This is a genomic window from Sneathiella marina, assembly GCF_023746535.1.
Classification (GTDB): Bacteria; Pseudomonadota; Alphaproteobacteria; order Sneathiellales; family Sneathiellaceae; genus Sneathiella; species Sneathiella marina.
This window is the reverse complement of record NZ_CP098747.1, coordinates 2921618-2934767: the sequence shown is the minus strand read 5'-3', so window position 1 is coordinate 2934767 and position 13150 is coordinate 2921618. Positions and strand designations below refer to the sequence as shown.

General features: G+C 45.5%; 15 protein-coding genes. 3 read left to right on the top strand and 12 right to left on the bottom strand.

Features of this window, described 5'->3' with window-relative positions; genetic code table 11:
- The first annotated feature begins 13 nt into the window (after positions 1 to 13).
- Both NBZ79_RS14180 and NBZ79_RS14175 read left to right on the top strand, forming a co-directional pair.
- The gene (locus NBZ79_RS14180) at positions 14 to 349 is read left to right on the top strand and encodes a c-type cytochrome (RefSeq protein ID WP_251933167.1); all 336 of its coding nucleotides are present in this window, start codon (positions 14 to 16) and stop codon (positions 347 to 349) included.
- Positions 350 to 381: 32 nt separating this feature from the next.
- Positions 382 to 1293, top strand: coding sequence for a type 2 periplasmic-binding domain-containing protein (locus tag NBZ79_RS14175; protein ID WP_251933165.1), 912 nt, complete (start codon positions 382 to 384; stop codon positions 1291 to 1293).
- 2 nt (positions 1294 to 1295) lie between these two features.
- On the opposite strand, the gene NBZ79_RS14170 is transcribed toward NBZ79_RS14175, so the two are convergent.
- From NBZ79_RS14170 to NBZ79_RS14160, 3 genes are read right to left on the bottom strand one after another with little or no spacing between them, the layout of a single operon-like run.
- Positions 1296 to 2129, bottom strand: coding sequence for an ABC transporter permease (locus NBZ79_RS14170; protein ID WP_251933164.1), 834 nt, complete (start codon positions 2127 to 2129; stop codon positions 1296 to 1298).
- Positions 2126 to 2863: an ABC transporter ATP-binding protein gene (locus NBZ79_RS14165; protein WP_251933162.1), complete on the bottom strand. Its 738-nt coding sequence runs from the start codon at positions 2861 to 2863 to the stop codon at positions 2126 to 2128. Before NBZ79_RS14165 ends, NBZ79_RS14170 begins: the two co-directional genes overlap by 4 nt.
- Position 2864: 1 nt before the next feature.
- Entirely contained in the window at positions 2865 to 4049 is a 1185-nt protein-coding gene (locus NBZ79_RS14160; protein ID WP_251933160.1) for an ABC transporter substrate-binding protein, read from the bottom strand.
- 248 nt (positions 4050 to 4297) lie between these two features.
- Between NBZ79_RS14160 and NBZ79_RS14155 the strand changes: the two genes are divergently transcribed.
- Entirely contained in the window at positions 4298 to 5293 is a 996-nt protein-coding gene (locus tag NBZ79_RS14155) for a YVTN family beta-propeller repeat protein (protein WP_251933158.1), read from the top strand.
- A 4-nt stretch (positions 5294 to 5297) separates the two neighbouring features.
- Here the strand turns inward: NBZ79_RS14155 and NBZ79_RS14150 are convergent, their stop codons facing one another.
- The 9 genes from NBZ79_RS14150 to NBZ79_RS14110 form a co-directional block, all read right to left on the bottom strand.
- Positions 5298 to 5987 carry an ABC transporter ATP-binding protein gene (locus tag NBZ79_RS14150; protein ID WP_251933157.1) on the bottom strand — a complete coding sequence of 230 codons (690 nt, stop codon included), beginning with the start codon at positions 5985 to 5987 and terminating at the stop codon, positions 5298 to 5300.
- A gap of 3 nt (positions 5988 to 5990) precedes the next feature.
- Positions 5991 to 6797, bottom strand: coding sequence for an ABC transporter permease (locus tag NBZ79_RS14145; protein WP_251933155.1), 807 nt, complete (start codon positions 6795 to 6797; stop codon positions 5991 to 5993).
- A complete protein-coding gene (locus NBZ79_RS14140) occupies positions 6790 to 7548 on the bottom strand; it encodes an ABC transporter substrate-binding protein (RefSeq protein ID WP_251933153.1) in 759 nt (252 codons plus the stop codon). The genes NBZ79_RS14145 and NBZ79_RS14140 overlap by 8 nt, the downstream gene beginning before the upstream one ends.
- A 220-nt stretch (positions 7549 to 7768) precedes the next feature.
- Entirely contained in the window at positions 7769 to 8902 is a 1134-nt protein-coding gene (gene pqqE, locus NBZ79_RS14135; RefSeq protein ID WP_251933151.1) for a pyrroloquinoline quinone biosynthesis protein PqqE, read from the bottom strand.
- Positions 8899 to 9180 (bottom strand): pyrroloquinoline quinone biosynthesis peptide chaperone PqqD, encoded by a 282-nt coding sequence (pqqD, locus tag NBZ79_RS14130; RefSeq protein ID WP_251933150.1) that lies wholly within the window; start codon positions 9178 to 9180, stop codon positions 8899 to 8901. Before pqqD ends, pqqE begins: the two co-directional genes overlap by 4 nt.
- 81 nt (positions 9181 to 9261) lie before the next feature.
- Positions 9262 to 9339: a pyrroloquinoline quinone precursor peptide PqqA gene (gene pqqA, locus NBZ79_RS14125; protein ID WP_251938092.1), complete on the bottom strand. Its 78-nt coding sequence runs from the start codon at positions 9337 to 9339 to the stop codon at positions 9262 to 9264.
- Positions 9340 to 9486: 147 nt separating this feature from the next.
- Positions 9487 to 10248, bottom strand: a complete 762-nt coding sequence (gene pqqC / locus NBZ79_RS14120) for a pyrroloquinoline-quinone synthase PqqC (RefSeq protein WP_251933149.1) — start codon at positions 10246 to 10248, stop codon at positions 9487 to 9489.
- Positions 10245 to 11183 (bottom strand): pyrroloquinoline quinone biosynthesis protein PqqB, encoded by a 939-nt coding sequence (gene pqqB / locus NBZ79_RS14115; protein WP_251933148.1) that lies wholly within the window; start codon positions 11181 to 11183, stop codon positions 10245 to 10247. The genes pqqC and pqqB overlap by 4 nt, the downstream gene beginning before the upstream one ends.
- 181 nt (positions 11184 to 11364) lie before the next feature.
- Complete coding sequence (locus tag NBZ79_RS14110; RefSeq protein ID WP_251933146.1) at positions 11365 to 12576, bottom strand: acetyl-CoA C-acetyltransferase; 1212 nt, start codon at positions 12574 to 12576, stop codon at positions 11365 to 11367.
- Positions 12577 to 13150: the final 574 nt, after the last annotated feature.

The window sequence follows — 13150 nt, the reverse complement described above, 5'->3', positions numbered from 1 at the left end:
AGTAGAGGTTCTATTGATTAAAAAATATGGATGGGTAATTTTGGCCGCTATAGGGTCAATTTCTATAGCAACAATAATGAGTGGTTCGCCATTGGCGGCCGGAACTAAAGAAGATGCCCAAAATGCCGGGAAAGGTCATTACAGTTTATATTGTATAAATTGTCATGGCCCCAACATGGTCAATATTGGAACCCGCTCTTATGATTTGCGAAAATTTCCATTAAATGACCGTCCCCGTTTTCTTACATCTGTACAAGAGGGAAAAAAAGATATGCCTGCTTGGAAAGATATTCTGACGGAAGAGGAAATTCTTGAAATCTGGGAATATGTAAAGACTAGAGGTAGATAATAATGTTTGGATTCACGCGACATGGTTCGAGAATGGCTCTTCTTATTGGCGTCGCGTTATCTTTGGCTTTACCAAACTGGGCGGCTGCCGATAATAGTAAACTCCGGATTTGTCTGGAAGATGGAAGCCCGCCTTATTCTTATAAATTTGGCAAACGTATGGGTGGTTTTGAACTGCTTTTAGCGGAACGAATAGCTCAAAAATTGGATAAAGAACTATATGTGCAATGGTATGAATCAGAGGATGACGATGAAGTCGTACCCATTTATGAAGTGAATGCGCTTCTATCTGCAAATTTTTGCGATTTTGTTGGCGGATTGGCCCTGATTGAAAGCAACTTAAGAACACCGGTTCAGCCATCTGCAGCCCTTCCGGATTATGAAGGCATGAAACGTAGTGACAGGGGAACTAGAGTTAATCTTGGTGAATTAACATCGACCATTCCATTCATTCACGCCGGGTTAACTGTCGTTTTATCGCCAAAAAATTCGGGTATAACTGTAAAACGACTGTCGGATTTGAAAGAACTGTCTGTTGGGGCAGAAGTAACGACGTTATCCAGCGCCATTTTAATCCGATATCAAAATGGCCTTCTTGCAGATCATTCAAAGCACTTTAAACCTGGTGAGATTTTTCCCAATCTTGAAGCAGAAGAGGTTGACGCGGTACTCGTTGAGAGGCACCGATTTGATCGCTATAAGCAGCGTAACCCGGAAACTAAACTTAGCTTAACTGAGTATCTACATTCCATTTCCTACAATATCGGTTTTGCCGCGCTAAAAAATGGTGGCGCACCAATCTCTGAAGTAAACGAAGTTATTCTTGAGTTTCTCAAAAATGGTGAGATGGAAAAAATAGCGGCAATGTCAAAAATGTCTTATATGGCACCAAGAAAACCAGCTGTTTTCGGTCATGTTTCTCCCGCCATGCTGACCAAGGATTAGAGTTAACCCCGGCCGGCACCACCTAGTCCACGCTTCGGATCATATGCCCATATTGCGGCACCTAGAAATATTGCTAAACAAAAGAATGTCCAGCCCGCCGCTGGCAAACTAAATTTTAAATAGAGGCTGAACCGAAGAAACTCAACTGCATAAGTAAAGGGATTAAAGGTGCAAAGCCAGTATAACAGCTCACTGGATTCCTTCATTTTCCAAAGCGGATATAGTGCGCTTGAAAGAAAAAACGCTGGGAAAATTACGAAATTCATCACGCCAGCAAAATTTTCCAGTTGTTTAACAAATGTAGATAGCAACATTCCTATTGCCCCTAACATCAAGCCAGTGACAAGCAAGACCGGTAATACGGCTACATATCCCATTAGAGGGAGTTCAATTCCAAAGAAATAGGCTACTAAAAGGAAAGCATATACTTGTAACAGTGACACAAGGCAGCCCGCCAGGAGTTTGCATGTTAGCAGATACCATCGAGGAAGCGGGCTGGTCATGAGAACTTTCATGCTTCCCATTTCCCGGTCATAAACCAGCGAGAGCGAACTCTGCATACCATTGAACATCTGGATCATCCCAATAAGACCCGGAACAATATATACATCATAAAGAATATAGGTTTCATAGGGGGGAATGATGGACAAGCCCAGTGTCGCGCGAAATCCGGCGGCAAAGATTAATAGCCAAACTAGCGGGCGTACCAGAGCTGCAATCAACCGTCCCCTTTGCTGGAAAAACCGAAGTCCCTCACGCCATACGACGCCTTTCATGCATCTGAAATAGGTCGCGAATACTGACTGTCGTGATAGGCTGATATCGCTGGTTGTCATGCTTTTTCTCCAGACATAACGAGTTTTCTGAAGAGATCATCCACGGATTGGCATTTATGCTCTTCAGATAACTTTGAGACATTTCCTTGCGCGCATATCTTGCCTTGATGCAGGATGATGAGGTCATCTTCCTGCATGACCTCATCCACCAAATGAGTGGCCCAAAGCACAGTCAATTTTTCCTTCCGGCACAGCATATGGACATAGTCAACGATTGCTTTGCGGCTTGGTACATCAAGTCCAACTGTCGGTTCATCGAGTAGAAGAATACGAGGGTTGTGCAGCAATGCACGGGCGATTTCTGCCCTGCGTCGATGACCTCCGTTAAGCGTGCGAACTTTTTCATCGCCTCTGTCTTCTATATCTAATGATTTTAAACGCTCGGTTATTCTATTTTCCAGATCTTGAGCAGGTAAACCATGCAATGCAGCAAAATATTTCAGATTTTGTCGTACGGTTAAATCGAGATCCAAAGTTTGCTGTTGAAAAACAATCCCCATTGAAGCCATTGCAGATAAGGGAGATTTCTTGAGATCATTGCCAAAAATCCGGATCTGGCCTGATTGCAATTTCATGATGCGCGTTAGGAGATGATATAAAGTTGATTTTCCAGCGCCATTTGGACCCAAAAGAGCCGTAAATTTTCCGGAAAAGGCAGAAAATGAAATATCATCGAGTGCTTTTTTCGGTCCATAATCATATGAGAGGTTATTGACCTCTATACCTGTATCCAATTTACTTTTCCCCGCACCTTGCGACATTGCTTGAATCGAGCCCTAGTGTATCGAGCTCAGTTCTTTGATGCAAAAACCCTGGCTGAGGAGACATTGAGACTACAGCTCCGCGATGTACGAGCGGAATTGGCTGTCTCATTTGCCCCGACCAAGGCCGGAAAGTTAATGCGCGCCCCTTAAACGCCGCCACGCGAAAAGCATCTGAGAATAGGTACGTCTTTATATCGATAGCCGATTTTTTGTTTCCTCTGATTACGGCTTCGCCTATGGAAGAAACAGCAAGCCAGGCCGCGTAGTCAACATCGTTCATAGGTCTTTTAGCCAGTTTTTTGAAGCGATTTTGAAGTTGAGTTGCACCATATTGTTCTACAACTGGATGCCAGGCAGTTGGAAACATGCCCTGAGTCCCGACCACTGGCCGAGGATACCAGGTGTGATACAATAAATAGTCCCCGAAATCGCCAGATTCATCGGCAACAACGACTACGTCATATTCCGAGCCTTGCGTAAATGGCGGGACTTCTGATTGAGCAGAGCGACGCATGTCAGCATCAAACACCCATTTTTTTTCGTCTACTATTTTCGCCCCAAATTTCTTAGCGGAATCCCGAAGGGCTAATGCAAAATGTCGATCACCTTCATGCACCCCCTCAACGAGAAACCAGTTCTGCCAGCGTTTCAGTAGCAGAAACTGAGCCAAGGCGTCGCTTAGCATCGCGCGGCTTGGAATCGTATGAAGAACGTTTTTATGACATTTCTCCCTTCTCAGAGAGTTGTCTTTTTCAACCGTATTGATAATCACGGCTTCGTTTTTCCAAGGAAAATTTGCGAGTTCGAGAAGGTCAGCTGAGGGAAGATTAGCAATGATATGGATATTCTCTCCATTTATTTTGCTAGCAAGATCAGAAAGATTATCTTCTGGCTCGAGAATATGCTCAATCAGCCTGATTTCATGATTGGTAAATTTACCTGTCGCATTGACATCCGAAACGCCAAGCCGAGCACCTAAAAGGCCTTGATCTTCTGGTAAAGCATGTAAATTTGAAAGAACAGGCGGTCGGTCGATTACGCGTTCAATGTAATGTAACGTAACTGTTGGTTCAGCTTTGGTCCCGGTAACAAAAATCAATGTAAAAACACAATAGGAAAATGCGATAAACAAGAATTTTCCGAGTGTAGCTGGCACTGGGCAACTCCTATTCATTCTACTTTCCTTTTGGCCAAAGCTTGAGTATCCAAGATAAGACCTGGGGTATTTTTGTCAAATAACTGCTGGGTTTCGCGTGAATTTTTTAACGCTCGTTACGGGTATTTCCCCGACTGGTTATGGCTTTAGACAATTAATAAAGTGACGGCAAAAATTGTTAGTCCAAGTCAATGGATTCTGGGGTATAATTGAACAAAGCTATAATAAAACACGCTAAGGGCCACGAAATGAAAAACAAGCACCTGAAATCAAGCGCCGTAGAATTGAGGTTTCTAGGGCTATTACTTACCTTTATATTTCTGTCAGGATCCGCCTGGGCCCAAACGGCATATGTATCTAATGAAAAAGATAATAGTATTTCGATAATTGACCTAAAAAGCTTTGAGGTAACGGAAACCCTGAAAGTCGGACAGAGACCTCGCGCTATTCTACTATCCAAAGATCAATCCAAATTATTTATTTGCGCTTCGGATAGCGATACAGTTCAGGTTCTTGATTTGACGACAAACCAAATAATTCAGGAACTACCCTCCGGTGATGATCCTGAACAATTTGCACTCCATCCAGACGGCAAACGACTTTTTATAGCAAATGAAGACGACAATATGACGACCGTTGTTGACGTTGAAACCGGTAAGGCGATTAATGAAATCCAGGTCGGTGTCGAGCCGGAAGGCATGGCTGTTAGTCCCGATGGAAAATGGGCGGTGAATACGTCGGAAACAACTAATATGGTTCACTGGATTGATACGGACGTAATGAATGTTGTTGAAAATACTCTGGTTGACCAACGGCCTCGACATGCTGAATTTTCTCCAGACGGTCAGCAGCTTTGGGTTTCTTCAGAAATCGGCGGAACTGTATCCATAATTGACGTCCAAAGTAAAAAAATCATCGAGAAAATTTCTTTTTCAGTTGTTGGAATCGAAAATGGGCGCGTTCAACCGGTAGGTATTCGGTTATCGTCAAATGGAAAATGGGCGTTTGTCGCGTTGGGTCCAGCCAATCGAATTGCGGTGGTGAATGCTGAAAGTTTTGAAGTTGAAGAATATCTTTTAGTAGGCCGCCGCGTTTGGCACATGGATTTCACTCCGGATGAAAAATATCTGCTGACAACCAATGGAGTTAGCGGGGATGTTTCCGTCATAGATGTCGAGGATATGAAAGTAGTTAAAACTATTAAGGTTGGCCGGTTTCCTTGGGGTGTCGTAACACGACCTTGAATTATTATTCGGGTACTTGGGATGTTTTAAGGCTGGCCATTTGGCTGGTTATCCAACTTGCATCTCGTTGTTTCCGGGGGTGATCAATGGCGAAGCTGCTCAAAATTTTTGCAGGATTGCCAGCCAGTGAAACGATGCGATCGGCTAAGGAAAGGCATTCCTCAAGGTTATGAGATACCATAATAATTTTCGGTTTGTCTCGTGCCCAAACGGTTAAAAGCAATTCCCGCAGTTCGGCGGCTGATACAGAATCCAATGAGACAAAAGGTTCATCTAGTAAAATTAGGTCAGGCTTGACAGCGAACGCGCGAGCTAATTCGATCCGCCGTTTCATGCCAAGGGACAGGGCGTCTGGAAACTCATTACGCTCTTCCCATAAATTTACAGTTTGCAGCGCTAAATCTGCTTGTTCTTTTCCGGCCGCTGTGTCAGCGCATACCAGATGTAGGTTTTCTCTTATGGTACGCCAGGGCAATAGGCGCGGTTCCTGGAACACATATCCAATCCGGTTGAATGAGCTTGTCATTGTCATTTGAACGTCTTTGTCGAGCCCGGCAATAAGCCTCAAGAGAGTGGTTTTGCCGCATCCGGATGGACCGGAGATGGCTAAAAATTCTGTTTCAGCCAGTTCCAAGTCAAAATTTGAGAATATCTGCTTGTCAGTAAAACTTTTACTTTCAATCTCTATTTTCATTTATCAACTCGCACGCCAGCGATTTGCATAGCGCTCCCAAGGCTTGATAATTAAAGCTTCGATCACCTGAATGACAATTAAAAAGGCAAAAGCGTAAGCAAGAATGGCCGTGATATCAAACAATTGAAAATTAAGTTGAATTTGAAATCCAATTCCGTTCGGCCTACCAAGTAACTCTACTACGAGAACAATCTTCCATATTAACGCAAGCCCGGTTCGGGCAGCAGCAGCGGCATAAGGTGCGAGTTGCGGAGAAATTAAGTCTCTTAAAACGCGTGTTTTCGAATATTTATAGAGCTGCGACATTTCAGTAAGTTTGGGGTCAAGAGCACGCGTCCCTTCGCGCATGATGACCGCAACAAGAGGAATTTTGTTTATGGCAACGGCAGTAATTGCAGCAACCTCAGTTAGCCCAAACCATATATAGCAAAGAACTATGATGACGAGGGCAGGTAGGTTGAGAGCAATGATCAACCAACTGTCAAAAAACAGGTCACTACGTTTTTTTAGTCCCAGGAGTACGCCGATAAAGCATCCAATCGCCATGGCGAAAAAGAATGCAGCTGCGACCCGTGCCAACGTAATCGAAACATCTTTGATTAGATCTCCGTACAGAGTTTTTTGAATAATTGTTTGTGCAACAGCAATTGGACTTGGAAACAAATCACTCGCTACAATCCAGGAGAGACTTTGCCAAAGAACGAGAAAAAGCAATATGGACGCCGGAAAATATAGCCAGTTTTTGTTTGGCAGAGCATTAGATTTTCTCTGTGAAAAGTTTTTGAATAAAGGGGGGGTCGCTTTACTCATTGACTGACAAAAACATTTCTGGCGCGAGCATCTTGCTGGTCCCGACTAATTTTTCGCCACCATTATTTCTCAAGAAGGCTATCCAAGATTGCATATTTGATATTTGGGGCCAGTCCATTGACGATGGGATGCCTTGAACAAACCCTTCACGTAACGCTACAAATTCTCGTTCACTTTTAACTTTCATTGTTGGTTTAAGTGCGAGCCAGGCCGCGTCATCCTGCTGCAAAATAGTTTTTGCATCTTGTGAGCTTAAAGAAAAAGATCTGATAAGGTCAGGGTTTTCTTTCGCCCAGCCTTGTTTGAAAACATAAGCCAGCAATGGAACTTCGGCACTGACGTTGGCCGACTCACTTAGCTGTTTTGTCGTCGTCAGGAATTTCAGCCCTTGTGCTTTCGATCTAGCCAGATACGGCCAGAAATTGATTTCCGCATCAAACTCGCCGTCTAACATCTTCCGATGAACGAGGGGCGGAGCGGCAAATACTACATCCGCCGATTTCGCAATATCATAGCCATACTCTTTGAGTGCGATGGCTTGCAGCATTATCCAATTCTTATCGAGGGGGCCACCGGCGACGGCAATTCGCTTTTCCTTCAAGTCCGCGATTGATTTTATATCATTGCTATTAATCATTACGCCGCCAACTGATTTAGAATAGGGGAGGACAACAAATGGTCTTGCTTCCCACTGGCGCGCTGCCCAGATCCAATCGCTGACGATCGCATCAGTCTCGCCTGCCTGCAACATAACCGCTGCTGCCTGCTTGTTTGCGACAGGTTGAATTTCGAGCTTGAAATTATGGCGCGTGTCCAGGCCATATCGCTTAATTGTTTCCAACTCCCACATAACGGTTCCGAATTTAAGAACGGCTACTTTTACCGATTTAGTGTGATTGTCCGCATGACTCAGGGTGGACAAGAAAATAAAACTAGTAAGAACAATTAATCCAACGCGCATCATGGAATTATTAGTCCGTTTTTCTATCAGGGCTGTCGGAAACGTTATGTTCTGAAAAACCAGGTGATACTCGATAAATGAAATCAGCAGCTTGCCCGTCAGCATCGTTTCTCGCAACCTCCAGGACTTTATCCTTAAACGGAGATAGTTCGCAAACCGGATCCATATTCGCGGCGTCACCTGTTAATGCCATTGCCTGACAGCGACAGCCGCCCCAGTCAATTTCCCGGTTATCGCATTTCTGGCAGGTTTCCGGCATCCAGTCTGTACCACGATAAGCATTAAATGCAGGATCATTATGCCATATGTCAGATAGAGAGCCGTCATGGACTGTTGGAAATGACAAATGCGGTATGGTTTCCGCCGCGTGACAAGGCAACACTTTCCCAGCTGGTGTAATATTGAAAAATCGTCGGGCCCATCCGTTCATGCAGCTTTTCGGTCGTCGAGCATAGTAATCGGGAACAACATAATCGATCACCATGGTACCCTCATATTTTCGGCGTGCCTCTTCAACCAGCTGTGTTGTCCGCTCAACCTGCGTTTTGCTGGGTAAAAGCGCTGCCCGGTTTTTCAGAGCCCAACCATAATACTGAACATGCGCTACTTCCAGACGTCGGGCTTTCATAAGAGCCGCCATTTTAAAAAAATTCGGAAGTTGCTCAACATTATGTCTATTTATCACAGCGTTTAGCGTTAGGGCGAGACCCGCATTGATAACGCGTGCGGCAGCTTTTGTTTTGCGTTCAAACGCTCCCTCATATCCAGCGATCCGATCCGCAATTACTGTGTCCGTTCCCTGAAAGCTTATCTGAACATGCGCCAGACCAGCGTTTTTTAAACTATCCAGCCGTTTTTCGGTCAAAGACACAGCGGCAGTAATCAAATTACAATAGAGACCGATTTTGTCTGCATGTTCGATTAGGTCAACCAGATCTGGTCGTAAGGTAGGCTCACCACCTGAAAAATGTACTTGCAATGCCCCAATTTCTTTCGCTTCTGTCAGGACACGACACCAGGATTCTGTATCCAGTTCGGCCGCTCTTGCATCCATTTCCAAGGGGTTTGAGCAATATGGGCAGCTGAGTGGGCAACGATGGGTCAGTTCTGCCAATAGAGCGAGCGGTGGATCAATCTTGATCATATGTCGAGCACCCCTTTGACAACAAGATTGGCAAGAACCTCCTTGACGTCCTCTTCGATCTCAGGTCTCGGTGCGTCAAACTTGATAAGCAGAAAATCAATGAGCTCGGAAAAGTTTTTGCCGTCGCATCCCAATAAAATCTCTCCGGCAATTTCGTCCAGCATAAATACCCGCTCGGGAGCGAGTATCATCCAGCTTTTTCTTGTATCATCGAATTTCAGCCGGACACCTGCCGCGAGTTTCGGGCAACTGTCATTGGTAATATCGGCAGAATTCAATCTGATCACCTCACAGGAAAAACCCGCCAGAAACCTTGTTTCTAGCGCGCACTATCAGTCGCGGTCTCCACTAATGTTTTATTAGTCTTCAGCGCAAGCGTAACAATTGATTTCCATGCCAACGGCAATCTCAACAATTTTGGGTTTATTCCAGCTCATTTTTATCTCCCAAATCTTTTATTTTACTATGGTGTCTCAACCCTAAGCGCAAATCTTACATTAATCAACAATGATATTAGCTCTGTTGAAATCTTGTTTTTCCTTCGGAACTGCGAATAAGCATTATTTAGTATTTGTCCTTTTGGGCTACTCCTCGGGCTGGAATGCTCCGGGAGGGATCAATTTGGGTTCGACATAGGCCAGATGGAGGGCATCAAGCTGGATCCAAAGTACGTTTAATTTGAAAAGCAGGGCGTCGACGACTTGCTGTTGCTGATCTGCCCGTACAGCATTTTGTCGTACATATTTCAAAGCGAATTCCGCGTCAACAGGTGCCTGATTGAGGCGCCGCGTTCCATAACTCATTAGTTTATCATCGATGAAATCATAATTTTTGAGCATGCCTGCAATCCGGTCGCGATGGATTTTCGGTGCGAATAATTCAGTCAGGGAAGAGGCAATCGCCTGTAGCAATGGCTGTTCGCGAACGTATCGTATATAGGCCTCAACAGCAAAACGGACAGCAGGCAGGGCGCCTTCGCGAGAAATGACATACTCCCGATCAAGACCGAGCCCATCCGTCAAAATAAGCCAACGCATAATACCGCCCTCGTCCTCATCGTATCCGTCATGGTCAGTCACGCGGTGCAGCCATTGTTTCCGTAATTCTCGATCCTCAATACGACCCATGAGGGAGGCATCTTTCATCGGGATGGCGGCCTGATAGCAATATCGGTTGAGGGCCCAGGCTTGCACCTGTCCGCGACTTAAAGCACCTGTATGCAGGAGTTCGTGAAAAGGGTGTAAATTATGATAACGCTCCGCCCCAATTTCGTACAGACGTGCTTCCAGGTCGTCGGCGCTCAACGCTTCAGTAATTTTAGTTGTCGCCGCCGATGCTCCACTCATATTTTTATTTCCATTCCGTCGAAACTAATTTCCCAGCCTGCAGTTTCGGCTTCTCGTCTCTCGTCCGAATTTTCAATCAGAACCGGGTTGGTGTTGTTGATATGAACAAATATTTTTCTCTTTATGTTCAGATTGGCAAAGGCGGCCAGCGACCCTTCCGAGCCAGACATACTCATATGGCCCATACGTTTTCCAGTTTTTATGCCGACACCAGCGTCTATCATTTCCTCATCTCGCCAAAGAGTGCCGTCAAAGAACACAAGTTCGGCATCTCGTAGACGATTGGCAAGGTCTGGTGTCATCGCGGCGCAGCCTGGAACATAAAAGAACTTTCGATTTGTTGACAGAGATCGTATTTCAAGTCCAATTGTATCTTCAGGCCGACTTCCAAAATTATCACCTGACTTTTCATCTTCTAGATAGAGCGCGACTTTACCAGGTACTGCAAAGGGAAGAATGGAAATATTTGTTTCGCCCCCATCGGGGTCAAGTGGCATGAAGGCTTCATCCAGCATGATCTTGTGACGCTCGACAAATTTCGGATTCAATACATCAAATACCGTATTATTGGACAATGCTGTCAGTATTCGCTGTGTAGCGTATAGGTTTAATTTCTGACTTTCGCGCAAATTTACCAATCCGCAAATATGATCCACATCACCGTTCGTTAAAATCGTACCTGCGATGCCTGTTCCTCGGCTGCTTGTCGTGTCAGGCCAAAGCTGTCTGTTTTCGTTTATTTGCTGCCTCAAATCTGGAGAGGCATTGAGCAGTACCCATTTTTGTCCAGTACCATCAATATTGATCGCAAGGGAAGACTGGGTTCTGGGTACGGCTTTGTCGGGAAATTGACGGGCCATTGCACAGACGGAACAGTTACAGTTCCATTGTGGAAAACCGCCGCCTGCAGCGGCACCTAAAACAATAATATCCAATTTGAGTCTACATTTCTATTTCGAGTTTAATCCCCGGAAAAGACTATAGCCTACACCTGCGAGCAGCAGCAAAATATTATATAATTTGTGCAGTATGAGATGGTATCACATGAACGTCCGACAGGCCGCTGTCAGAGGAAAATAGCGACCTGTCGGATCGAAGACGATAGGTTGCTTTTTGTCAGGCCCGTTCAAAAATCGCGGCCAAACCCTGACCGCCACCAATACACATGGTTTCCAGTCCGTATTTCACATTGCGTCGATCCATTTCCCGAAGCAAAGTGGCAAGAATACGCCCTCCTGTCGCCCCAACCGGGTGACCAAGAGAAATTCCGGAACCATTAACGTTCATCCGTTCGAAATCAGATTCCGTTAAATTCCAGTCACGTGTACAGGCTAAAACTTGCGCTGCAAACGCCTCGTTTAATTCAATAAGATCAATATCCTTCAGATTGAGCTCCGCCCGCTCAAGCGCTTTAATGGTTGCCGGCACTGGCCCAATACCCATTATTTCAGGTCCAACTCCAGCGACACTCCAACTTACCATGCGTCCATAAGGTTTCAGGCCTAATTCATCGGCAAGTGCGCGTGTTGTGACGACGCAGGCTGAGGCGCCGTCATTCTGTCCGCTTGCATTTCCAGCCGTGACGGTCGAGTCAGGGTCACTCTTTCCGAGAATGGGACGAAGCTTGGCCAATCCTTCAACCGTTGCTTCCGGGCGGGGATGTTCATCTTTGGCATAGACAGTGTCGCCTTTACGGGAGGAAACAGTCACCGGAATAATCTCATCGTCAAAACGTCCGGCTTCCTGTGCGGCCACCGCTCGGCGATGGGATTCTACTGCAAAGCGATCTTGCTCCTCTCGCGGAACATTGTGACTGCGGCGCAAATTTTCTGCTGTTTCCAGCATGCCGCCGGTAACAGGAAAATTAATGCCACCTGCTGTGACACGGCCACGTGCCAGTGCATCATGAAATTCCAGCGATGTCCCCTTGACCCCCCATCTTCCTGAAGTTGAATAAAACGGGGCGTTGGACATGGATTCAGCGCCACCAGCTATCACCAAAGATGATCCACCGGTTGCAACCTGCATAACCGAGTTGATGATAGCCTGAAGGCCGGAACCGCAACGACGGTCCAGCTGATAACCACCTATCCCGATTGGCAGCCCGGCATCAAGACCTACCACGCGACCAACCGCCGGAGCATCCATCGACGGATAACACTGGGCAAAGATTACATCCTCGACACGTTCAGCCAATCCTTCGCAACGAGAAAGCAAACCGTTGATGGCTATGCGCCCAAGCTCATGCGCTTGTAGATCCTTGAATTGGCCGCCAAAACGACCAACCGGTGTGCGAACTGGTTCACAAATTACGACTTCTTTTAGCATTTTCTTTTCCTTACTTCTTTAAGCGGCAGGTTTATGTATTTCGAGTCAGAAGTAGTTTTCCATTTGCTGAAAAACTGTCTGTCGGGGACTTCTTCCTCATGTAGATTTTAAGAGATCCAATCACTGATTTACACAATATACACGACAAAGGCTAGGGTGGTGAAGATTGAAGGGTGGCCGTTTCTATAGGACGGACTTCTACCGGATATCCAGATCTACATAATCGTCATCAAGGAAGCGCGCGTTTCCTCTCACAATTGTCTTGCAAGTTATAGTCGCCCAGAAACAGATAAGCCCTCGAAAACAAAATTTCTTCAAGGGCTTATGTGGAGGTGCCACTAAGAGTAGAACTCAGGACCCGAGGATTACAAATCATATGAAACTGATTGGTCAGGATAGGTGAGGTGCCTCAACAATAAAGAGAATAAGGAGTTTTAAGGAATTGAATATCATTGATACTCAGGGGTTATAGCTGTTTTTGTGGGTAATTGTGCCAGATTCGGGGCACAGATATGATTAGCCAACTTATTCAGCCCGTCCATCGATTTCACGAAAATCCAAGAAATTATTATAT